Annotated in this window: 20 protein-coding genes; 7 read left to right on the top strand and 13 right to left on the bottom strand. The window is 65.3% G+C overall.

The features are described 5' to 3' along the window. The first annotated feature begins 33 nt into the window (after positions 1-33). A complete protein-coding gene (locus R4P95_RS26990; protein ID WP_109331939.1) occupies positions 34-372 on the top strand; it encodes a hypothetical protein in 339 nt (112 codons plus the stop codon). A 3-nt stretch (positions 373-375) separates the two neighbouring features. On the opposite strand, the gene R4P95_RS26985 is transcribed toward R4P95_RS26990, so the two are convergent. Beyond that, positions 376-858 (bottom strand): MarR family winged helix-turn-helix transcriptional regulator, encoded by a 483-nt coding sequence (locus R4P95_RS26985; RefSeq protein ID WP_317747034.1) that lies wholly within the window; start codon positions 856-858, stop codon positions 376-378. Between the two features lie 123 nt (positions 859-981). On the opposite strand from R4P95_RS26985, the gene R4P95_RS26980 reads away from it, so the two are divergent. Beyond that, the gene (locus tag R4P95_RS26980) at positions 982-2,583 is read left to right on the top strand and encodes an MFS transporter (RefSeq protein WP_317747035.1); all 1,602 of its coding nucleotides are present in this window, start codon (positions 982-984) and stop codon (positions 2,581-2,583) included. 59 nt (positions 2,584-2,642) lie between these two features. Then, positions 2,643-3,146, top strand: coding sequence for a nuclear transport factor 2 family protein (locus R4P95_RS26975; RefSeq protein WP_317747036.1), 504 nt, complete (start codon positions 2,643-2,645; stop codon positions 3,144-3,146). Between the two features lie 40 nt (positions 3,147-3,186). Here R4P95_RS26975 and R4P95_RS26970 read toward each other — a convergent pair whose 3' ends face one another. Then, entirely contained in the window at positions 3,187-3,921 is a 735-nt protein-coding gene (locus tag R4P95_RS26970) for a DUF1906 domain-containing protein (RefSeq protein WP_317747037.1), read from the bottom strand. Positions 3,922-4,234: 313 nt separating this feature from the next. Between R4P95_RS26970 and R4P95_RS26965 the strand changes: the two genes are divergently transcribed. Then, positions 4,235-4,357, top strand: a complete 123-nt coding sequence (locus R4P95_RS26965; RefSeq protein WP_257792430.1) for a hypothetical protein — start codon at positions 4,235-4,237, stop codon at positions 4,355-4,357. A 9-nt stretch (positions 4,358-4,366) separates the two neighbouring features. Here the strand turns inward: R4P95_RS26965 and R4P95_RS26960 are convergent, their stop codons facing one another. The 5 genes from R4P95_RS26960 to R4P95_RS26940 form a co-directional block, all read right to left on the bottom strand. Further along, positions 4,367-5,575 (bottom strand): serine hydrolase domain-containing protein, encoded by a 1,209-nt coding sequence (locus tag R4P95_RS26960; RefSeq protein WP_213577020.1) that lies wholly within the window; start codon positions 5,573-5,575, stop codon positions 4,367-4,369. 160 nt (positions 5,576-5,735) lie between these two features. After that, a complete protein-coding gene (locus R4P95_RS26955) occupies positions 5,736-6,635 on the bottom strand; it encodes a restriction endonuclease (RefSeq protein WP_109331952.1) in 900 nt (299 codons plus the stop codon). 43 nt (positions 6,636-6,678) lie between these two features. After that, a complete protein-coding gene (locus R4P95_RS26950) occupies positions 6,679-8,091 on the bottom strand; it encodes a chloride channel protein (protein WP_317747038.1) in 1,413 nt (470 codons plus the stop codon). Next, a complete protein-coding gene (locus tag R4P95_RS26945; RefSeq protein ID WP_317747039.1) occupies positions 8,088-9,719 on the bottom strand; it encodes an amidohydrolase in 1,632 nt (543 codons plus the stop codon). Before R4P95_RS26945 ends, R4P95_RS26950 begins: the two co-directional genes overlap by 4 nt. Before the next feature lie 280 nt (positions 9,720-9,999). Next, positions 10,000-10,527, bottom strand: a complete 528-nt coding sequence (locus tag R4P95_RS26940) for an OmpA family protein (RefSeq protein ID WP_249354494.1) — start codon at positions 10,525-10,527, stop codon at positions 10,000-10,002. A 721-nt stretch (positions 10,528-11,248) separates the two neighbouring features. On the opposite strand from R4P95_RS26940, the gene R4P95_RS26935 reads away from it, so the two are divergent. Then, positions 11,249-12,550, top strand: coding sequence for a lipase family alpha/beta hydrolase (locus R4P95_RS26935; protein ID WP_317747040.1), 1,302 nt, complete (start codon positions 11,249-11,251; stop codon positions 12,548-12,550). A 110-nt stretch (positions 12,551-12,660) separates the two neighbouring features. On the opposite strand, the gene R4P95_RS26930 is transcribed toward R4P95_RS26935, so the two are convergent. Continuing rightward, complete coding sequence (locus R4P95_RS26930) at positions 12,661-13,455, bottom strand: lysostaphin resistance A-like protein (RefSeq protein ID WP_397517757.1); 795 nt, start codon at positions 13,453-13,455, stop codon at positions 12,661-12,663. Positions 13,456-13,611: 156 nt separating this feature from the next. Here R4P95_RS26930 and R4P95_RS26925 point away from each other — a divergent pair, with 156 nt between their 5' ends. Continuing rightward, positions 13,612-15,309 (top strand): fumarate hydratase, encoded by a 1,698-nt coding sequence (locus tag R4P95_RS26925; protein ID WP_317747043.1) that lies wholly within the window; start codon positions 13,612-13,614, stop codon positions 15,307-15,309. 36 nt (positions 15,310-15,345) lie between these two features. On the opposite strand, the gene R4P95_RS26920 is transcribed toward R4P95_RS26925, so the two are convergent. Continuing rightward, positions 15,346-16,350 (bottom strand): NAD-dependent epimerase/dehydratase family protein, encoded by a 1,005-nt coding sequence (locus tag R4P95_RS26920; protein WP_317747044.1) that lies wholly within the window; start codon positions 16,348-16,350, stop codon positions 15,346-15,348. A 108-nt stretch (positions 16,351-16,458) separates the two neighbouring features. Here R4P95_RS26920 and R4P95_RS26915 point away from each other — a divergent pair, with 108 nt between their 5' ends. Continuing rightward, positions 16,459-17,853: an acyl-CoA dehydrogenase family protein gene (locus tag R4P95_RS26915; protein ID WP_213577015.1), complete on the top strand. Its 1,395-nt coding sequence runs from the start codon at positions 16,459-16,461 to the stop codon at positions 17,851-17,853. Here the strand turns inward: R4P95_RS26915 and R4P95_RS26910 are convergent, their stop codons facing one another. The 4 genes from R4P95_RS26910 to htpG are packed head-to-tail and all read right to left on the bottom strand — an operon-like array spanning position 17,854 to position 21,729. Then, entirely contained in the window at positions 17,854-18,204 is a 351-nt protein-coding gene (locus R4P95_RS26910) for a hypothetical protein (protein WP_109331972.1), read from the bottom strand. A 22-nt stretch (positions 18,205-18,226) separates the two neighbouring features. Beyond that, positions 18,227-18,796 (bottom strand): mismatch-specific DNA-glycosylase, encoded by a 570-nt coding sequence (locus R4P95_RS26905; protein WP_213577013.1) that lies wholly within the window; start codon positions 18,794-18,796, stop codon positions 18,227-18,229. Next, positions 18,793-19,782, bottom strand: coding sequence for an SDR family NAD(P)-dependent oxidoreductase (locus tag R4P95_RS26900; RefSeq protein WP_213577012.1), 990 nt, complete (start codon positions 19,780-19,782; stop codon positions 18,793-18,795). The genes R4P95_RS26905 and R4P95_RS26900 overlap by 4 nt, the downstream gene beginning before the upstream one ends. A gap of 6 nt (positions 19,783-19,788) precedes the next feature. Next, on the bottom strand, positions 19,789-21,729 hold the full coding sequence (gene htpG, locus R4P95_RS26895) for a molecular chaperone HtpG (RefSeq protein WP_283254092.1): 1,941 nt from the start codon (positions 21,727-21,729) through the stop codon (positions 19,789-19,791). Positions 21,730-21,791: the final 62 nt, after the last annotated feature.

The raw sequence follows: 21,791 nt of genomic DNA, 5'->3' as shown, positions 1-21,791 counted from the left end.
TGTGCCGACGACACCAGCGTGGTAGACCGAGGAATGCCCTCCAAGCACTCGTTCCGCCGTTCTCGGCACGCCCACCGATCGATACTGTCGATTCGCTCGGAAGGGTCCATCCTCTCGATCGGGTCGGCCTACTCGGTTCTGTCGATCGGCAGCGTCGGCTCGGTCCTGTCGATCGGGTCGGCTGGCTCGATCGGGTCGGTGCTGAGCACGGGCTCGTTCGCCAGCCTGGGCTCTGCCCTGTCCGGACTCTCGGGCTGGTCCCTGATGTCCTGGCGGGGATGGCACGAGTCACCTCAGGAGCATCCCCAACTCACGGTCATCGCCGAAGAACCGGACCTTGCCCGGGACGCGACCGCGCACGTGCAGTCCTGAGCGCTACGACCCCAGCCGCCCTTCCTTCGACCGGCGGGGCCAGCTCCGGCCTTCCAAATTCTCTACCTCCGCGTTGAACTTCGACAGCAGTCGACGCAACTCTTCACGATCGCCGTCGCTCCATCCGCCGATCACCCGTTCCACGCCGCTACGACTCAGCTGTCGATCACTGCGCAGGTGCTCGAGCCCGAGATCGGTGGCCTGCACCTTCCGCGCCAGTCCCCCGTCGGGATCGGGAACGCGCTCGACCAGTCCTCGCCGCAGCAGTGCCCCGATCTGCCTGTTGATCGTCGAGATGTCGAGGCGGAACGCCTCCGAAAGCTCTTTGAGAGTGACCGGATGCTCCAGTTCGAGGCGGCTGAGCAACAGGTAGGCCGAGCGATCGATCTGCAATCCCGCCCGCTGGGAATGCACGTAGTGCCTCGACAACAAGGTCAGCTCGTTCTCGATGTCGGCCGTCACCGCCTCGCGATCGGACACCGTCACCTCCAGAAGTTTTCTTCATCCTGCCCGATCGACGGCGTTGTGCACCATACACACGATGTGTAGGGTACACATCTCTGGTGTCGTGAACGCGTCGCGCCGAACCTGTACACCCGGGAGGTGTCGATGTCCGTTCCACCGCCGAACGCCGAAATCCGAAGCCGGCGGCACGCACCGCCCCTCATCCTCGCCGTCCTCGGCTCGTGCGGGATCGTGGTGGCGCTCATGCAGACGCTCGTCATACCGATCATTCCCGAGTTGCCCCACCTCCTGGGATCCAGTGCCGCGAATACGTCCTGGGCGGTCACGGCGACCCTGCTCGTCGCCGCCGTCGTCACGCCGATCAGCGGTCGACTGGGTGATATGTTCGGCAAACGCCGCGCCCTGATCGGGAGCCTCACATTGCTGGTGCTCGGATCGGCGGTGTGCGCGATGGCCTCCTCACTGATTCCGATGGTGACGGGTCGTGCGCTCCAAGGGGCGGCCATCGGCGCGATCCCACTCGGAATCGCCATCCTTCGCGACGTGCTCCCGCCGAAAAGGGTCGGCGGCGCGATGGCGGTGATGAGCGCGACCCTGGGAGTCGGGGGCGCCGTGGGATTGCCCATCGCCGCGACCATCGCGTACTACACCGATTGGCACATGCTGTTCGTCGTGTCCGCCGTTCTCGGCTGCGCCTGTATCGCCCTGACCTTGCTCGTCATTCCCGAATCGCCCGTACGGCGGCCCGGCCGCTTCGACTTCCTCGGAGCTGTCGGCCTGAGCGTCGTTCTCGTCACGTTCCTGCTGCCCATCACGAAGGGCGACGACTGGGGATGGGCGAGCGGGCAGACCCTCGGACTCTTCGCGGTGTCATTCGCGAGCCTGCTTCTGTGGGGGTTTTTCGAGCTACGGACCGCCGCACCGTTGATCGATCTCCGCGTGAGCGCGCGACCTCCCGTCCTATTCACCAACCTTGCCTCGGTTGCCGTCGGCTTCGCGATGTACGGCACCTCCCTCTCGTTCCCCCAGTTGCTGATGGCTCCGGAGTCGACCGGTTACGGGTTCGGCCTGTCGATGATCACCGCGGGCCTGGTTCTCGCTCCCGGCGGCCTGGTCATGATGGCGCTGTCCCCGGTGTCGGCGCGCCTCTCCGCCTGGCGGGGACCGAGGGTGACCCTGATGACCGGCGCCGTGGTGATCGGGCTCGGTTACGCGGTGGCGTACGTCGCGGTGTCGGCGGTCTGGCAGGTCCTGCTCGCCGGAATGGTGATCGGCGCGGGCATCGGCCTGTCGTACTCCGCCATGCCTGCCCTGATCATGAGTGCGGTTCCCATCACGGAATCGGCGGCGGCCAACGGATTGAATTCGCTGATGCGGTCGATCGGCACATCCACCTCGGCAGCCGTCGTCAGCGTGATCCTCGCGGGAATGACGGTCACCGTCGGCACGGCGGTCATCCCGTCGCTCGACGCTTTCCGCGCCGGGTTCATCGCCTCGATCATCGCCTCGATGGTCACCCTGGTTCTCGCCTGGCTGATCCCGTCGCCGAGGAAGGACCTACGACCCGTTGACGAAGAACGCGGTGTAGAGGACGGAGGCGATCGTGTAACCGAAATCGATGAGCAGATCCATGGTGGAACTCCCGGTGTCGAAGTGAATGAAGTGACACCTGATGCATCGGCGCCGGCTCGCCGAGCGTTTCACCCAGCATCTCGCCCAGCGGAAACTTTCCCACAAAGCGACTGAAACGTGTTCTTATTTCCGTAGGCGCACCCCTACGGGCGCCACGAGGGAAGGACACGGGCATGTCGTGGAGTCGGGCCGAACTGAACGACGCATTTGCGCACTACCAGCGAACGGTCAGCCGGTGCGTCGAACTCGGGAATTGGAACGGCTTCGCCGATCTGTTCACAGAGGACGCCACCTATGCGGAACACGCGTTCGGGAATTTCGAGGGTCGCGATGCCATCCGCGCATGGGTCACGCGGACCATGTCGACGTTTCCCGGCAGCCGGATGACACAGTTTCCCGCGAACTGGCACGTGCTCGACGAAGAACGCGGGTGGGTGATCTGTGAGATCGACAATCCTATGGAAGATCCCGGAGACGGTTCAGTGCACGCGGCCGCCAATATCACGATCCTCCACTACGCGGGCCACAACCTGTGGTCACGGGAAGAAGACGCGTACAACCCGCTGAATTTTCTCGCCACAGCCAGGAACTGGTGCCGCGCAGCGGAAACGGCGGGAAAACTTCCCGACGACGCTCGCGAGTGGCTCGTTCGGATGGGCGAGAAAATCTCCGGCTAGCCGCCTCGGCACAGGCAAGCGGCGGAGCGAGCCCGAACGCTCACCACTGGCCGTAATCAGGCGCGAGAATGTCATTGAGGTCGATGCCGACGCCGTCGACAGTTCTGGCATCGATTTCGTACTGGTGCAGATGAGCTTTCGGGTGAACGTACCCCTCCGGAGTGCCCCAGTCGTGCTGCCAGTACCACGACCCGAGTCCGGCGAGGATAGCCAGATCCAACGTCGGCGAATTTGCGTAGATACCCGTATTTGCCTTGCCTACCACCGATTCCCAGCCCGCGAGATACGGCGCGATCATGGTGAGGAAGTCTGCCGGCGTCGGATTGTCGTCGATCGATGCATAGATCGGCCGATTCTCGGGACCTCCGGCGGCGAGGTGGAGTTCGAGCCCACGCTCCGCGTGACGCTTTCCGGCTTCGAGCCCACCACGCCAATCCGCCGTCGACCCCTTGCCGAACTGGTAGCACGACACGACAGACAACCCCGCCTCTTGCAGAGCGCTCGCCTCGTCGGCGCGGAGCGGCTTCCCCACCATCCACTCGGCTCCCGGTCGCCGGTCCGACACGTAGCGGATGGCCCCGGCGTATCCGGCTGCGCTGATCGCCTCTGCAGACGGAACGCCACCCGAGTAGTCGATGAGTGTGCCGAGGCTGTCGGCGTGCGCCACTGCGCCCGACGCCAGGGTGGAAGTGAGCGCGGCCACTCCGGCCACGGCCGACCCCGCGGCCGCGTACCGGAACAAGTCCCGTCGAGAAATATGCACTGTGCCCCTCATATCCAATCGGTCGCGCCCCGGCGTGTCGTCGACAAGTGTTTCTGCTCAGTCGCTATGTTGTTCGGTTTGCATTCCACCACACTCACTGGTGCCCCGCCAGCCACTTGGACGACATCAGTCACACTGGACACTCACACGGGCGGGACGCGACATCGCCCTCGTCACTGCGCCACGTCGTTGTGGCGCGCGGCCGCCTGCCGGTCGCCGTGAGGGACCCCACGTTGCACGTTACTTCAACTAACACTTACCTTGGGGCTGTGGGGCATAGATGCCTCGCACGACAGTTCGTTCCATCGCGAAAGGGCGGTGTGTCATGAGCATTGCGGTTGTCTCGATTCTGATCGCCATCGGGCTCACTCCACTCTTCGTGAGCGGCGGCGGAGGTCTCGACTTCCGGGCCCGCCAACTCGGGTACCGGATGCGGGCTCGCCACTGAGGCAGAGAGTTACGCCTTCGCCGCGAGGGCGAGTGCGGTCGATCCAAGTTTAGGCAGACGAAGGTCGGCAATAGGCGTGAGCATGTTGCCCAGCCGATTCGTGACGAAGGCAATCGACAGGCCCGTCTCCGCGTCGGCGAACGCACCCGACCCGCCCAAGCCGTAGTGCCCGAACGTCTTCGACGGCTGGGTGCGTCTCGCCACCATGCCGGCGTGGTAGCCGAGACGCCAATTCATGGGCAGACCCAGCACGTAGTCGCGCCCCGTGGTCTGAACCTCACCGAGTTGCGTCACGACATCGGGTGCGAGGAACTCGACGCCGCCCACCGATCCGCCGTTTGCCAACGCCCCGTACATCTTTGCGAGCGCGCGGGCGCTGAACACTCCGTTCCACCCGGGCATCACGCTGTCGTGAACAGCCGGGTTGCGGACGAGTAGATCGAAACCTGCCGGCATTCCGGCATCAGCGACGTTGCGCAGTCCCGGAAGTCGAGACATCGCAAAGGACGTCGCGGCCCAGGGGACACCGAACGGGTTGATGTGCGGAAAGGTCCGGGCGATCCGCCCGCGTTCGTCGAGCGGAACCGCGTACCAGAAGTCCTTCACCCCGAGCGGTTCGGCGATCTCGGTTTTCACCAGCTCGGTGAAGGGCTGTCCCGACGCCCGCGACGTCACTTCGGCGATCAGCGAGCCGAACGTGACCGCGTGATACCCGGGAGCGCGCAGTCGGCGCCGATCGGGGGTCGCGGCAGCCAGCGCGGCGCTGACGAGGGAATGGTCCATCAGGCTCAGCGGTTCGGGTACCAGGCCGCGAACCCGATGGAGTCCGGCACGGTGCGACAGCAGTTCGCGTACCGTGATCGCCTCCTTGCCCGCCGCTGCGAACTCGGGCCAGTACTGCGCGATAGGGACGTCGTAATCGATGAGGCCGCGACCCGCCAGTCGGTGTAGCACCGTGGATGCGACGCCCTTACCGGTGGAGAAGGTGAGCGTGACAGTGTCGCCGTTCCACTGTGTCTTCCGGCTGGCCCAGCCCGCCCATACGTCGACGACGGGCTCTCCGTGGAGATAGACCGACAGGGCGCCGCCGCCCTGCCTCGTGTCGCGGAACAGCTGAAAGAACTGGTCCACGAGCCTTCCGAAGCGCCGGTCCACCAGCATCCCTGCCGGCGGCCGCGCCGTTCGGCCGATCAACGGCCACGGCGTTGTGGTCGTCATGTCTGTTGTCCTAACAGTCTTTTCCCGTGAGCACTGTGCACACCTACTTCCTCTGTACACATCCCGGAGGCTGCGGGTGGCGGTTGGCGGCCTACGTGACCGGTTCGTGCCCATACCGCAACGGAAAATGCGCCTGAACAGCGCACGAGCACCGGTTTTGCTATTTGGGTTCGAGTGAGCGGAAGTAGTCCGAGCGGACCTCTACGTCCTCGACGAGACGGGTGGTGGTCTGCACTCCCAGCGCGTGCTCCTTGAGCAGGTCACACAGCCGGTCCCCGTCGATGAGATCGATTGGCGGTGCTCCGTCACGCTTCGACTCGGTGCGGGCGTCACCGGTGAAGGTGCCGGTGGTGATGAGTAGCCCCTTCTCGCCGCGACCAGCCATTGCGCCTCGGAAGTCGCGCACGGCGCCGGCGCCGACACTGCCGTTGTGCCGCTTGCACTGGAAGAAGACCGGAAAGCTGAGCAGCGACAACTGGTAGACGCCGAGACCCTCGATGTCGCCCTCTCCCCCACGCCACGTGACGGATGCGCTCGAGAACCCCGCTTCGCGCAGCAATCGCTGTGTGAGGCGTTCGAACGCGGCCGGCGACATCTTCAGAACGGTCTCGAGGAGCACGTCTTTCCAACCGGCATCGGTGTCGACTTCGGTGATGTTCGTTTCCGGTTCGTCGGTCCTGCGAGACGCGGCCTTGGCCGATTTTCGGGCAGCGTTCCTCTTGCGGTTCTCCGCCGAGGACTCGGCATGCAGAGGCCGGATCTGACTTTCGGTGACCTCGCGGCCCTTCTCCGTGACACTCCACACCCCGCGGCGGCTGTTCGTGAGCAGACCCATCCCCTTGAGGTGGGTGCGGGCCCACGCCAGCCGGTATTCGATCTCGGTGCTCGGCCCGTCTCCGTGCAGCACACCCTGAACGTCGGACGACAGTCCTTCACGCTCGATGACCGCGTTGTCGAGTTCTTCGTTGGACGCCGAACCACCGAGCGCAATCACGGCCTGAAGTGCTGGCCACAGGAGGTCGACGTACCGAGGAACCTGAACAGTCATGGCGACAAGCATGCCGGAATCGACCGGGCCCCCCACACACCGGACCCCGATCCGTTCACCCGGGCGAATTCTGCAACTGCCGAGCCTCCTCGCGGTTCTCGAGCTGTGCCCGGTAGATCGTCTTTCCGGATCGCCGCACGATGAGATATGCGAGGGCGACGGCAACCATTCCCGGGGCCAGCACACCGATGCTGCCTGTCATCTCGGCCACCATCAACATCACCGCGAGCGGGGCCCGGGCGATGCTGCCGAAGCAGGCCATCATGCCGACGATGACGAACGGCGCCGGACTGTCGGGGACGCCGGGAACGATCGGTTCGAGCAGGCGCCACACCGCGGCACCGGTGAATGCCCCGATCACCATGCCGGGGCCGAAGATACCGCCGGAACCACCGGACCCGATGGACAACGAGGTGGCGAGAATCTTCGCGAACGGCAGCAACAGCACCACCCACAGAGGAATGGCCGCGAGGTCGACGCGGGTCATCGATTGCTGGATCCAGCCGTATCCGCTGCCGAGCACCTCGGGAAGTGCCAGCGCCATCAGCCCGACGAGAAGCCCCCCGACCGCCGGCTTGACCATGCGACTGCCCGGCAGCCGGTGACTCAGGTCGACGAACGCATAGAACGTCCCGCTGTACAGCAGTCCGATCAGTCCGGCCAGGATTCCGATGATCGCGAACCACACCAGCTGTATGGGGGATTCGAACGTGTACTCCGACGCGGCCGCACCGAACAACGGCCCGAAACCGAGGATGCTGCCGAACACCGAGTAGCTGACGATCGAGGCGACCATGCCCGGCACGAGTACGTCGTATGCGAAGTCGTCCTTGTAGGGAATCGCGCAACACAGCACCGCCCCTCCGAGCGGCGCACCGAAGATGGCGCCGATGCCGGACCCGATGCCCACCGCGACAGCGATTCTGCCGTCGCGGTCGGACAGGTCGAGCTTGCGGGCGAGCAGCGAGCCGAAACCTGCCGAGATTTGCGCCGTCGGGCCCTCCCGGCCGCCCGACCCGCCCGACCCGATGGTGATCGCGGAGGCGACCAGCTTGACCAGGACGACGCGGATCCGGATCGTCCGCGGATTGCGGTGAAACGCCTCGATCGCCGCATCGGTGCCGTGCCCTTCAGCCTCCGGCGCCAGGGTGAACACGATCACTCCCGAGACAAGCCCGCCCAGTGCCACCACGAGTGGGACCGCCCAGGGGCGGGTGAATTCTCCGCTCCCGGCTGCACCGCCGTCTCCTGCCGCAGTCGGCGGCTGATACCCGGCGAGTTCACCGAGGAGCAGATGCGTAGCCCCCGCGAGGGCGACGGAGAACACCACCGCCCCCAGCCCTGCGATTGCGCCGATGACAATTCCCAGCACGAGCCACTTCGGTAGGTAGCTCGCATTCCGGACCCACGTTGCCACCGACGTCGGGATCGACCGCACGGCCTTCGCCAGGTGCGCCACGCGGGTCACTCCAGCTTTCCGAAGACCGTCCGGCCCTCCAGAATCGTGGCGAGCACCTCGAGACCCGCAATGTCGTCGGGGTCCACGCGCATCGGATTGGCCGACAGCACCACGAGGTCGGCGTGCTTGCCGGGTGTGATCGATCCGATGGCATCCTCACTTCGCAGGTGCCATGCCGAGTTGATCGTTTCCGCTCGCAGCGCCTCCAGGATGGGAATTCGTTCCTCGGGTGCGAGGACGCGGCCCGACCGCGTGCGGCGTGTGACCGCGTCGGTGATGTTGCGTAACGGGTTCGTGGGAGTGACCGGACCATCGTTGTGGAACGAAATACGCTGACCGGCCGCGATGGCCGAAGCGGCTGCCGCCCAACGAGACCCGCGCTCTGCTCCGAACAGGTCGTCGACGAGGACGTCGCCCCAGTAGTAGAGATGGTCGACGAACATGCTGCAGGTGACACCCAGTTCCGTGGCTCTGCGGAATTGCTCCGGTCGCATGGCGCCTACGTGCTCGAGGCGCAGACGGTGGTCTTCGCGCGGTACCTCGGTGAGCATTCTCTCCCACGCGTCGAGGACCAAGGTGACCGCGTCGTCGCCGTTGGCGTGACACGAAATCTGCCAGCCCTTCTCGAAATACGGCCGGCTGATGTCGTGAACCTCCTCGGCCGTGTAGTTCGCCTTGCCACGTGTTCCGGCGAGCCCCAGCGCCCGGGTGACCTCCGAGTCGATGTACGGAAAACTGGTGGCGGCGTTGCCGACCCACGGAGACCCGTCCGACCAGATCTTGATACCCACCTGCCGGAGAAGGTCGTTCCCGACACCCGGCGACACCGCAGTGGCTCGTTGAGGATTCGACATCTCGTAGAGACGCAGCCGAGTGGTGAGCGCACCGGACCGTGCGATCGCCGTCAACGTCGCGCTGAATCGAGGGTCGAACGCCATCTCACTCACAGTGGTGATTCCCACAGCGTTCATTCGCGCGCATTCAGCCGCGAGAAGGTCTGGCAGACGGGCGGTAGCGCCGGCAAGCACATTGGCAGCCACCGCCATGACGGCGGGCGCTTCGAACGCCGACCCGTCGAGTTCGCCCGACGGGTCCCTGCCGTAACTCCCCCCTTCGGGGTCGGGAGTCTCGCGGGTGAGCCCGGCGTCGCGCGCTGCGACATCATTGAAGTAGGCGACGTGCCCGGTGTTGTGCAGGATCACCATCGACGTCTCGGGCGCAACCGAATTGAGCCATTCCCGCGTCGGAACGGGCAACCCCTTCTGCAGCAGCGGATCCCATCCGTTGAAGACGACACCCTCCGGGTGCTCGCCGACGGCCCGGCGGACGATGTCGACCACCGTGTCGGCATCGGCGATGGTGACGGGGCGGATGTCCACCACAGGCTCGCCGAGCAGGACGGCCGAGTTCAGCGGATGCCCGTGGGCCTCGACGAACCCCGGCATGATGCACGCGCGGTGCACGTCCACCGTTGCGGTGGTGGGTCCGATCAACGGGAACACCGCCGCGTCATTCCCGACAGCGGCTATCCGCCCGTCGCGCACAGCAACGGCCTGCGCTCGCGGCCGCGTGTCGTCCATGGTGACCACGTCACCGAACAGCACCAGATCCGCTGCCTTCTCGTCGTTCGTGCCCATCAGTGCACCCTCCCGTCAGACCGGGCGCGGGCGAGTGCCCGCACGCCGGCAGCGAGCGTCGACTGGAACTTCAGATTACAACCCGGGATGCAGGCCATAGGGAGAAATAGGCAGCAAGAAGTTCCCGTCTCGGACAGCGATGATCCGAGCACTACCCGATGGGGTTGGCGCCGACGACGCAGCGGGGTGCTAGACGGCGCAGCGGGGTACTACCGGAGTCGGGGCACCGTCGGAGTGGGGCTCGGCCACACCGTCATGCACTGAGCTCCGGTAACGCCGGTTAGTTGCCCTCGACGGTGATGTCGGCCTGGTCGACGTTCACTCCCTCGCCGGGGTTCGCCGTACCGTTCACGGAGATCCGGCCTTTGTCGACGCCCTGCGCGGCGAGCGCGTCGGCGACCGCATTGGCGCGTTGCTCGGCGAGTGCCTCCGCCGCAGCCTCATCGGAGTTGGCGGCGTACGCCGTGATTTCGACCTTGTTGTCACTGGCTTTCAGCGCGGCGGCCACCGCGTTGATGGTCACACCGGAGACGGCATTGAGTTCGGCGGACCCCGACTCGAATCCAATGGGGACCGCCGAGATCGCCGAATTGATGGCGTTCTGCGTGGCCTCGCGGGCCGTGTTCACCGCTGAGGACGCGGTGGCCTGCACGCTGCTCATCGCCCCTTCCATACGGTCCGACATGGACGCCGACGTCGTCGTCGTTGCTATCGGGGCCTGATCGGAGCTGTCGTCGGTGCAGCCGGCAGCGCCTACGACGGCGAGGGCCGCCACTGCGATGCCGCTGACGAGGGTCTTGCGCATCATGGATCCCCTATACGTGTGTATTGCCGGAAGCCTTCTCGTGAGGATAGCCGCGGTGCGAGCCCTCGACGGTGGTATTCGCACGAGTCCGTGTAGATCCGCCAGATACGTGTAGAGCTGCCATCGACGCCGCCACCGTTTATTTACTTTGCGTTCCCCGCAATTCAATCTCTCGAATTGCGATCCCCATTCGATCACGGTAAGAAGGTGGACGGCGCCCGCTCAGCGCCACAAATTCCCACGACCGAGCAAGGAGTTATCAGCATGGATCTGTCCTTCCTTTCCGAGTTCTTCACCGCAGTCTCCGACCTCGTCGGTGCCCTCGATTTCTTCTCGGGCTCCGCTGAGGCACTGAGCGGTACGGAAGAAGCCGCATAGGCATCCGCTCTGCTTGGCTGGCCATTTGCGCTGGTAGCTAGCTCGACAGCACGCGACGGTGCTCGCCCGTTCCTTGGGAGAGCACCGTCGCTTTGTCATTTCCTTGGCAATTATCGGTGCACGTAAAAGCAAATCACAAGCATGTAACGAAACCGCACGCGCGCATCAACACTCGTGATCGTCGAGACTTTAATTGCCATTTTGGTCGAACGACCAGTTGCATAATTCCCAAGATCAACTTTCTTCGCCGAGGATTAATTCACTCAATCCCCCGCCTTTACGCATGTCGCATGCCGACCGGCAGTTCACCCGGCAGATTGAGTGCACATCTGTACACTCAACCCTCATGATTCAATCCGAGCTGCGGCGTCGAGCCGAAATACAGGCACTCGCCCGGCTGGCCTTCGACGAGATCGGAGGTGCAGCGGAAGGCATCGGGTCGATGCACCGCGCCATCGCGACCCGCATCTTCGTCGGCATCCGCGCAGGCCTCGGGCCTTCGGTGCAACCAGTGCGATTGCTCCACGACGCTCTCTCCGACGCGATCTACACCGCTGTCGCGAGCAGCGCCCGCCTCGGCAGCGCTCTGGCCGGACATCTGCTCGACTTTCCGACTTCCGACAACATCCCGCCGTCGCAGACCAAAACCGGCGCTCAGGTGATCGCGATCATCTCGGGCCTGATCGGCGACGTGCTGGAAACGGAGGGCTCCCCCCTCGCGGAACCGATGGCGGTGCGTGTCGACGGGGCAGCTGTCCCCTTGGACAGCGGCGCGCTGGCAGCGGCATTTCCCGAGGCGAGCCCACGTATCGCCGTCTTCCTCCATGGCCTCGTGGAAACCGAGAGTGCGTGGACGCTCGGCGGAAGACCGACCTACGGCGAACGCCTCGAAACCGATGCAGGGGTCACAGCACTCCAGATCCGGTACAACTCAGGACGCCACATCTCCGACAACGGCAAGTCCCTGTCCGAACTTCTCGACACACTGACCGCGCGGTGGCCGGTCGAGATCGAGTCGATTGCCCTGGTCGGGCATTCGATGGGCGGACTGATCGCCCGTAGCGCCTGCTATGTGGCCGCCCAGGACGATCGACCGTGGGTACAGCAGGTACGGCAGGTCGTGAGCCTCGGATCCCCACACCTCGGGGCGCCGCTCGAGCAGGCGGTGCACTACGTGAGCGCAGCGTTGGCGGCACTGCCCGAGACGCGTGCGGTATCGGGATTGCTCCGTCGGCGGAGCGCGGGTATCCGCGACCTCAATCAGGGGTCGCTGGTCGACGAGGAGTGGCGCGACCGCGACCCGGACGCGCTACGTGCGGCTGCCTGCAACGAGGTGCCCCTGCTCGATGGCGTAATGTACTTCTTCGTCTCCGCCACCATCACGCGAAGTCCCAGGCATCCCCTGGGCCGTCTGCTCGGTGACGGCATGGTTCTCGTGCCGAGCGCATCGGGCCGCAATAGAACTCGGATGATCGGGTTCCGCGAAGAGGACGGGATGCACCTGGCCCCCGCGAACCATTTCACGATGCTCAACCACGAGTCGGTGTACGAGAAACTTCTCGGCTGGCTGACGTCCGCGACACCGGAGTCGGCCGGGAAGCCCCCGAACCCCCCGGCCGACCCTGGTCGTCACGAACTGGAGTCGTGATCGCATCAGGTTAACGCGACTCGGGCCGGCCGTCGGCTGTCTGTTTTCCCAGACTCCGCGGAGCGCCGGTTGTGTTGCCTCACAGGCTTCGGAAGCCAATCGAATGATATTCAGGCCATCGTCGTCTGCCACACGATGGCGGCCGCAAGCGCGCCTGCGCCGTTCAACGACCAGTGCAGCGCAATCGGCGCGATGAGGCTACCGCTTCGGCGGCGCAACCACGTGAAGACGACGCCCGCCGCGGCGGTGGCCACCACCGCGGCGAGAACGCCGAGTATCTGACCGAGCAACCCACCTCCGAGGAACCCCGACAGCCCCTTGTTCCCCGAAGTCAACCCGAGCGAAGACGCGATGTGCCAGAGGCCGAACAGAAGCGACCCCGCCGCGAAGACTCCGCGCGCGCCGTAGACGCGCTCCAACGTTCCGTGCAGGACACCGCGGAACGCGAGTTCTTCCGGGATGACGGTTTGCAACGGGATCACGATCATCGAGGCGATGAGTGCCCCGGAGAGCGTGGCATACCGGTCGGCCATGAAGAACGGGCGAGTGATAGGTAACGCTGCGCCGATCGCCACGACACCGATGACGATGGCCATCGCGGCCAGGGCGTACACCGAGCCACGCCGCAAGTGGCGCGGTGAGAGTCCTAGTTCGGCCCAGCCGAGCCCCCGGCGACGCGTGAGAACGAGGAGGACAACGGCGGAGATGGGGACGGTCGCGATACTCGCCCACACGGTGGTGAAGTGCGCGATCAGGTTGGTGGCCGCGAGGACGATCACCACGATCGCGATGTCGAGGTAGGCGTGCAGCACAGGTTTGCCCGCGCGCTCGTCGCCGATTCCGGGTTCGATGGCAGTCACGCAGCCAGCTGGTGAGGTCAGCCGCAGTCGTTCGTGTCGTCGCATCAATTCAAGTGTACGGATTTGTCTGCGAGAACCGTGTGACAGCTTTGTGAGAACCCTGTGACAGGGGCCACAACGTCGGCCCCGGCCTCTGCCGCCTCACGCAGCCGCGTCTAGCCTGAGTACGAACTTCACACCCCTCGCTGTCCAGGAGATAGAATGGCCGACTTCCTCTACGAGGACTTGCTGCCGATCGGTGACGACCCCACCGAATATCGGTTGCTGACCACCGAGGGGGTGTCGACCGTCGAAGGACCGGACGGCCGCACCTTCCTGTCCGTCGAGCCCGAGGCCCTTCGCCTCCTGACCGAGACCGCTCTCCACGACATCTCGCATTACCTGCGCAGCGACCACCTGACACAGCTGGCGAGCATCCTGAACGACCCGGAAGCCTCCGGCAACGACAAGTTCGTCGCCTTGGACCTGCTCAAGAACGCGAACATCTCCGCAGCGGGCGTCCTCCCGATGTGCCAGGACACCGGCACGGCGATCGTCATGGGCAAGCGCGGTCAGCACGTCCTCACCCCGGGTGACGACGAGAAGGCCATCGCGCGGGGTGTGTACGACGCGTACACCCGGCTGAATCTGCGCTACTCACAGAACGCTCCGATCACCATGTGGGAGGAGAAGAACACGGGCAGTAACCTTCCCGCGCAGATCGAGTTGTACGCCGACACCGCGGCAGGTCACGAGAACTCCTACAAGTTCCTGTACATGGCCAAGGGCGGCGGCAGCGCCAACAAGTCGTATCTGTTCCAGGAGACCAAGGCGATCCTGAACCCGGACGGCATGATGCGGTTCCTCGAGGAGAAGATCCGAGCGCTCGGCACCGCCGCCTGCCCGCCGTATCACCTCGCGATCGTCGTCGGCGGCACCTCGGCCGAGTTCGCACTGAAGACCGCGAAGTACGCGTCCGCGCACTACCTCGACGAGCTTCCGAACGAGGGGGCGATCACCGGTCGCGGCTTCCGGGACCTCGACCTCGAGGAGAAGGTGCTCGAGCTGACCCGCCAGATCGGTATCGGTGCGCAGTTCGGCGGGAAGTACTTCTGCCACGACGTCCGCGTCATCCGTCTTCCGCGGCACGGTGCGTCGCTGCCTGTCGCACTCGCCGTGTCCTGCTCCGCGGACCGCCAGGCCAAGGCGAAGATCACCCCCGAGGGCGTCTTCCTCGAGCAGCTCGAATTCAATCCCGGCCGGTTCCTCCCCGAGGTCACCGACGCCCAGCTCGACGCCGAGACCGACGGGGTGTCCGGCACCGGCAAGGGTGCCGCGGTCAAAATCGACCTCACCAGGCCGATGCCGGAGATCCTGGCCGAGCTGTCGAAGCACCCGGTGAAGACCCGCTTGTCGCTCACCGGCCCGCTCGTCGTCGCCCGCGACATCGCGCACGCCAAGATCAAGGAGCGACTCGACGCCGGCGAGGACATGCCGCAGTACCTCAAGGACCACCCGGTGTACTACGCCGGCCCTGCCAAGACCCCCGACGGCATGGCGTCCGGTTCCTTCGGACCCACCACCGCCGGTCGCATGGACTCCTACGTCGAGCAGTTTCAGGCGGCGGGCGGCTCGATGGTCATGCTCGCGAAGGGCAACCGCTCCAAGCAGGTCACCGATGCGTGCAAGAGCTACGGCGGCTTCTACCTCGGGTCGATCGGCGGTCCCGCGGCGCGTCTGGCCCTCGACTGCATCAAGAAGGTCGAGATAGTCGAGTACGAAGAGCTCGGCATGGAAGCGGTGTGGAAGATCGAGGTGGAGGACTTCCCCGCGTTCATCGTCGTCGACGACAAGGGCGAGGATTTCTTCGCCGGTGTCTCGACTCCCACCCTCACCATCGGCAAGCGCCCGGGGCTATAGGCGCTCCGCGCTCGTGCGCCCTTCTGGTAGCTGGGACTACCGATAAGGCGCACGGGCGGAAGCCAGGGCAGTCAGCGTTTCGGCGCTGTTATAGCGGGGCTGCCAGCCGAGGTTCTTCTTCGCCTTCGAGGTGTCCATCACCACCGACGTACGTCCGGTGTGCAGCCATTCCACCATGGCCGGCACAGCCGGGAGCCATTCGAGGGCTGCCGAGGTGGCCTGCGCAAGGGCCAAGGGGATTCGGACGGGCCTCGCACCCAGCGCTGTCGCCACCTCGGACAGCGACACGGTTCCGTCTCCGGCGATGTTGTAGGCGCCGGGCGGTGCGTCCGTCGTGACCGCCGCGTCGATCGCCGCGGCCACGTCGTCGTGGTGGACCAGTTGCAGCGGGATGCCGGGGTCGGGAAAGAGCGGGCGCGGAAGGGGCAGCGCACCGACGACCTTCGTCACGACTCCGGGGAGGCGATCGGCGACCTGACGCCACGGCATGGCGTCGGCCAGCGCGGTGGCCTTCGGCCCGGCGACGATGCACGGCCGGAGCACGAACACCTCGAGCCCGTTGCCGTCGGTGATTTCTGCCAGCACCGTCTCGAGTTCAGCCTTCTGTTCCGAGTAGTAGTGCTGCCGGGATCCTCGGGTGGGCACGTCCTCGGTGAGCGGGGTCGGATTGTCGGGATGATACCCGTAGGCCGCCACCGAGGAGGTGTACACCAACCGGGTGGGGCGGGCGGCCGCGACAGTTGCTTCGAAGACGTTTCGCGTTCCGGTGAGGTTGATCCGATTGCTGTCGGCTCGCGATCCCATGATGAGGAAGGCGAGGTGAACAACCACATCGGCTTCACCGACGAATTGCTCGACCGCGGCGCGGTCGAGGATGTCACCTTGCCGATATTCCGTCTTGGTCCATCCGCGCTCGCCTGGGTCGAACGGCCGTCGCGCCATGCCGAGAATCCGGTCGACGGTGGGGTCGTTCTCGAGCGCGGCAACTGCGGCGAGGCCGATCTCGCCCGTGGGGCCGGTGACAGCAACGGTGATGCCCATGAGTTCCACATTTCCCCGCGGAGGCCGTATCGAAACTTCCGCCTCGCTGCGGCCGAGCACGCTGTTAGCGTGGTCTGCAGACTCTGCACGGCAACCGAGGGGACAGCCATGACGTTCAGTCTTGCTCTCACGCCAGCTCAGAAGGATCTCGTCCAGCGGACGCACAGTTTCGCCGAAGACGTGATCCGGCCGGTCGCCGCCGAGTACGACCGCAAGCAGGAGTTCCCGTGGGATGTCCTCGAGAAGGCGGCAGCAGAGGGCTTCTACAGTCCACTTTTCTACCGCGACCTGATCGGTGATCCGACGGGATTGTCGTTGCCGTTGTTCATGGAGGAACTGTTCTGGGGTTGTGCGGGAATAGGACTCGCGGTCGTGATGCCGGCGCTCGCCTTGTCGTCGATCGGCCAGGCCGCGACTCCGGAGCAGATGCTCCGGTGGGCGCCCGAGTGCTTCGGGCAGCCGGGAAACCTGAAACTCGCGGCCCTGTGCATCTCGGAACCGGAGGGCGGAAGCGACGTGCGGAACTTGCGGACCACCGCGACGCGGGACGGTGACGAATGGGTCATCGAAGGTCACAAGATGTGGATCGGGAACGGCGGCATCGCGGATGTGCACGTCGTCAATGCGACGGTCGATCCCGACCTCGGTCATCGCGGACAGGCACTGTTCGTCGTGCCCGGCGGCACGCCGGGTATCGAGCTGGTGCGCAAACTCGACAAGCTGGGGTGCCGCGCGTCCCACACCGCCGAGCTGAAATTCCATCAGGTGCGGGTGCCGGCTGATCATCTCCTCGGCGGTGACGACAAGCTGCAGAGCCGCATGAAGAAGGCTCGCGCAGTGCAGGAGGAGGTCGCGACAGGTGCACCGCGCCGGAAGTCGGCGACACTCGGCACGTTCGAGCAGACGCGCCCCATGGTTGCCGCGCAGGCGCTGGGAATCGCCAGGGCAGCACTCGAATACGCAACCGAGTACGCGAACCGTCGCGAGGCCTTCGGTGGTCCGATCATCGACAACCAAGGCATTTCGTTCCCTCTTGCCGAACTCGCCACCGAGATCGATGCGGCGCGGCTGCTGACGTGGCGGGCGTCATGGATGGCTGCGGCGGGCGTCGAATTCCGGCACGGCGAGGGCTCGATGGCCAAGCTCGCGGCCTCGGAGGTCGCGGTGAAGACGACGGAACGCGCGCTGCAGACGATGGGCGGCTGGGGTTACATCAGCGACCACCCGGTGGAGAAGTGGTACCGGGATGCCAAGCTGTACACCATCTTCGAGGGCACCAGCGAGGTTCAGCGAATGGTGATCGGGCGGGCACTGGGAGCGGCAGACGGCGCCCCTCCCCTGCATTTCGATCAGGCGACCGAGGGAACCGCTTTCAATCGGCGCTTCGGCCGGGGCACGTCGGTGCGCACCAAGGCAGGCGAATTCGCGATGTCCATGAAGGATCGGATGCCCGAGTCGGCGCAGCGACTGGCGATGCGCGTGCTGGCGCCGCCGAAGAAGTGATCAGGTCCAGAGTGCGGCCACCAGAACGGTGACGACGGCCAGCCCACCGACCACGTGCACCAGTCCCGGCTTCTCCTGCCCGCGTTTCTGCCTGCCGCGCAGAATTTCGGCGAGCGCCACCACCACGAGGGACAGCAGAAGTTTCACACCGATCTTGACGTGGTTGTACTCCTTGTCGAGTGCCCCTTCACCGAGTCCGACGAGGATCAGTCCGGTGACGAACTGGAGCCGGGCACCCCACACGATCACCTCGGAGATCCGCGGAGCCGACAACACAGCGAAGTAGCCACCCACGAGTGCAGCCATGCCGAGTAGGTGGCCTACGAAGACGATGTTGTACACGACAGACATATGCGGAAGCCTAGCGGCCGAATCAGACCTTCACGATGCCCGCCTCGATCGCGGCCTCCCGGTACGACGCGGCGAGAGTAGTGACGGTTTCGTGCGCATTGAGCCCACTGGGATTGGGCACCAGCCACAGGGCAGCCCCCTCCAAATCACCGGGCTGCCTTCCCTTCTTCGCCGCACGCTCGCGGAACGCCGTCCGGTACGCCGTGATTCCGGCAACCGCTACGACGTGCGGGCGGGTGCCGCGCACCACCGTGCGAAGTCGCTCGGCGCCGACCGCCAACTCGTCGGCGGTCAGCTCGTCGGCCTTGGCGGTGGCGCGCACCGCGAGATTGGTGATGCCGACTCCCCGCTCGATCAGGTGGTCCCGGTCGGCGTCCGACATCCCGGCGGTGGGGTCGATAGACCGGTCGATGATTCCGGCAGCCAGCAGAGCCGGGTAGAACCGGTTACCCGGTCTCGCGAAGTGCGCCCCGGTGGCAGCGGTCCACAGTCCCGGGTTGATCCCGACGAAAAGCAACCGGCAGCCGGGTCCGATCAGGTCTGGGACTTCTGCGTCGCGGTACGACTCCAGCTCGGCACGGGTGAATCTCACAGTCGCCCGGCACCCCGGAGACCAGCAACGGTGTCGGCGAGCGTCTCCGCCGAATCGCGGTACTCGACACCGAGTTCCATCTCACTGGGCCGGTCGTCCGTGTCCGGCATCCGCGTGTAGTACTCCATCGCCGCTTCGGACACCGGCGTGTCGAAGGGAACGAATCGGTCGACCACATCGACGACGCGTCCGGCGAGCCGCAGCGCGCTGTCGGGAACCGGCAGGACACCCATCCGCCGTCCGGTGACGGAGGCGAGCATGTCTGCCACTGCGCTGATCGGGACCCTGGGACCGCCGAGCATGAACCGTCGGGGGCCGTGCCCCGGCTCGAGCAGGGCGGCGTGTGCTGCCGCCACGTCCCGCACGTCGACCATCGTCCACGCCGCACTCCGCCCGGGCAGAAACCGCAGTCGGACGGCGGCCTCGACTCCTTGCGCCGCCTCACCGAACTGGTCGCCCGCGGGCGGGCCGATCACCATCCCCGGGTAGGTGATGGCGATCGGCGCACCGCCTGCCTGCAGGTCACGGGCATACTCCTCCACTCGGGCCTTGCTCTGCCCATAGGCGTCCGAGGGACCGCACACGGGCAGGTCCGGGGTGAGCAGGTCGACGCCGGGCTGGAACAGCGCGGCGATACTCGAGACGTAGACGACGGGATCGCAGCCCACGTCGATCGCCGTTCCGAGCACGTTCCGAGCACCGGCGAGGTTGGTCTGCTTCATCTCCTCGGCCCGGCGAGGGTCGACCGCGACGACGGCGGCGGCATGGACCACCGCGTCGCAGCCCTCCAACGCACGCCGCACCGAATCCGCGTCGGTGATGTCTCCGACCACGTGATCCGAGGTGTCGAGACCGAGCTTCGCCGCGCTGCTCTCGAGTCGAGCAGGATTCCGGACGAGGAAACGCACGTGGTGACCGGCGTCCACCACCGCCTTCGCGCTCCATGCCCCGATGAATCCTGTTCCCCCCGTGACCAGAACTCGCAAGGTGTGTTACACCGTCCCGGCGAGGCGATTGGCGAGGAGACTCGTGAAGTGCGCGGGATCGTCGAGTTCGCCACCCTCCGCCAACAACGCCATCCCGTAGAGAATTTCGGCCGTCTCCTTCAGGCCCGGATCCTCGCTACGCTCGGCGTGCGCCGTCCGCAGAGCCGTCACCAGCGGGTGCTCCGGATTCAGCTCGAGAATGCGCTTGCTGGTCGGCACCGGCTGCCCGGAGGCGCGATACATGCGTTCGAGCGCCGGTGACATGCTGAAGGCATCGCCGACCATGCAGGCCGGGGAGGTGGTCAGTCGCGTCGACAACCGCACCTGCTTGACATGCTCGTCGAGGGCTTCGGTCATCCAGGTGAGCAGGTCGGCGAAGTCCTTTTCCTTCTCCTCCCGCTCGGACTCGTGAGCCTTCTTGTCGTCCTCGGTGTCGAGATCGACTTCTCCCTTGGCGATCGACTGGAACGACTTGCCGTCGAACTCCGGAACCGCGCCTACCCACATTTCGTCGATGGGGTCGGTGAGCAGCAGCACCTCGATGCCCTTTGCACGGAAGGCTTCCATGTGGGGCGAACTTTCGAGCAGCTGGCGCGACTCGCCGGTCGCGTAGTAGATCTGCTCCTGACCTTCCTTCATCCGCGATACGTAATCCTCGAGCGACGTCAACTCTTCGTCGCTGTGGGTCGACGCGAAAGACGAGATGGCCAGCAACGTCTCACGGTTGTCGGTGTCGGACAGCAGGCCTTCCTTGATCGCCCGGCCGAATTCGTTCCAGAAGGTGCGGTACTCCTCGGGGCGCTCGTTCTTGATGTCCTTGATCGTCGACAGAACCTTCTTCGTGAGCCGACGGCGGATGGCCCGGATCTGCCTGTCCTGCTGGAGGATCTCGCGAGAGACGTTGAGCGACAAGTCCTGGGCGTCCACGACGCCCTTGACGAAGCGCAGGTACTCCGGCATGAGCTGGTCGCAGTCGTCCATGATGAAGACGCGCTTGACGTAAAGCTGCACACCGACCTTGGCGTCCCGCATGAACAGGTCGAACGGGGCGTGGGACGGGATGAACAGCAGCGCCTGGTACTCGAATGTGCCCTCCGCCTTCATCGGAATGACTTCGAGGGGATCGTCCCAGGCGTGGGCGACGTGCTTGTAGAACTCTTTGTACTCGTCCTCCGAGACCTCGTCCTTCGAGCGGGCCCACAGGGCCTTCATGGAATTGATCGTCTCGTCCGAGATGGTGACCTGTTCCTCGCCGCCTTCCTCGGCGGGCGGGGTCTTGCGCTCCACCTGCATCCGGATCGGCCACGCGATGAAGTCGGAATAGCGCTTGACGAGTTCCTTGATCTTCCATTCCGACGTGTAGTCGTGGAGGTGATCCTCGGTGTCCTCAGGCTTGAGGTGCAGCATCACGGAGGTGCCCTGCGGCGCGTCGTCGAGCGTCTCGATCGTGTAGGTGGCCTCGCCGGCGGATTCCCAGCGCGTGGCCGAACTCTCCCCCGCCTTCCGGGTCACCAGCGTGACCTTGTCGGCGACCATGAACGAGGAATAGAACCCGATGCCGAACTGACCGATCAACTCTTCGGAGGCGGCGGCGTCCCGCGCCTCACGCAACTTGCTGCGCAGTTCCGCGGTGCCGGACTTGGCCAGCGTGCCGATGAGGTCGATCACCTCGTCGTGCGACATACCGATGCCGTTGTCGCGGATGGTGAGTGTGCGCGCTTCTTTGTCCGTCTCGATCTCGATGTGCAGATCGGAGGTGTCGACGTCGAGGTCCTTGTTGCGGTAGGCCTCGAGACGGAGTTTGTCCAACGCGTCGGACGCATTGGAGATCAGCTCGCGCAGGAACGAGTCCTTGTTGGAGTAGATCGAGTGGACCATGAGGTCGAGCAGCTGACGAGCCTCCGCCTGGAACTCGAGCTGCTCGCGGCGCGGTGCGCCGCTCTCCACCGTTTGTGCGTTCACTTCGATTCCCTTCGACAGCAGAACCCTGGACACAGAGTCATTTTCCG

The organism is Rhodococcus sp. IEGM 27, from assembly GCF_033142305.1.
GTDB classification, from domain to species: Bacteria; Actinomycetota; Actinomycetes; order Mycobacteriales; family Mycobacteriaceae; genus Rhodococcus_F; species Rhodococcus_F oxybenzonivorans.
This window is presented reverse-complemented; position numbering and strand designations above follow the sequence as displayed.

What these genes read in the sequence shown, in the direction of transcription:
- R4P95_RS26975 (WP_317747036.1), top strand. Translation starts at nt 2,643, where the DNA reads ATGTCGTGGAGTCGGGCCGAACTGAACGACGCATTTGCGCACTACCAG.
- R4P95_RS26945 (WP_317747039.1), bottom strand. Translation starts at nt 9,719, where the DNA reads ATGGGCACGAACGACGAGAAGGCAGCGGATCTGGTGCTGTTCGGTGAC.
- R4P95_RS26920 (WP_317747044.1), bottom strand. Translation starts at nt 16,350, where the DNA reads ATGGGCATCACCGTTGCTGTCACCGGCCCCACGGGCGAGATCGGCCTC.
- R4P95_RS26990 (WP_109331939.1), top strand. Translation starts at nt 34, where the DNA reads ATGCCCTCCAAGCACTCGTTCCGCCGTTCTCGGCACGCCCACCGATCG.
- R4P95_RS26935 (WP_317747040.1), top strand. Translation starts at nt 11,249, where the DNA reads ATGATTCAATCCGAGCTGCGGCGTCGAGCCGAAATACAGGCACTCGCC.
- R4P95_RS26930 (WP_397517757.1), bottom strand. Translation starts at nt 13,455, where the DNA reads ATGCGACGACACGAACGACTGCGGCTGACCTCACCAGCTGGCTGCGTG.
- R4P95_RS26970 (WP_317747037.1), bottom strand. Translation starts at nt 3,921, where the DNA reads ATGAGGGGCACAGTGCATATTTCTCGACGGGACTTGTTCCGGTACGCG.
- R4P95_RS26980 (WP_317747035.1), top strand. Translation starts at nt 982, where the DNA reads ATGTCCGTTCCACCGCCGAACGCCGAAATCCGAAGCCGGCGGCACGCA.
- R4P95_RS26940 (WP_249354494.1), bottom strand. Translation starts at nt 10,527, where the DNA reads ATGATGCGCAAGACCCTCGTCAGCGGCATCGCAGTGGCGGCCCTCGCC.
- R4P95_RS26955 (WP_109331952.1), bottom strand. Translation starts at nt 6,635, where the DNA reads ATGCTTGTCGCCATGACTGTTCAGGTTCCTCGGTACGTCGACCTCCTG.
- R4P95_RS26925 (WP_317747043.1), top strand. Translation starts at nt 13,612, where the DNA reads ATGGCCGACTTCCTCTACGAGGACTTGCTGCCGATCGGTGACGACCCC.
- R4P95_RS26965 (WP_257792430.1), top strand. Translation starts at nt 4,235, where the DNA reads ATGAGCATTGCGGTTGTCTCGATTCTGATCGCCATCGGGCTCACTCCA.
- R4P95_RS26910 (WP_109331972.1), bottom strand. Translation starts at nt 18,204, where the DNA reads ATGTCTGTCGTGTACAACATCGTCTTCGTAGGCCACCTACTCGGCATG.
- R4P95_RS26915 (WP_213577015.1), top strand. Translation starts at nt 16,459, where the DNA reads ATGACGTTCAGTCTTGCTCTCACGCCAGCTCAGAAGGATCTCGTCCAG.
- R4P95_RS26960 (WP_213577020.1), bottom strand. Translation starts at nt 5,575, where the DNA reads ATGACGACCACAACGCCGTGGCCGTTGATCGGCCGAACGGCGCGGCCG.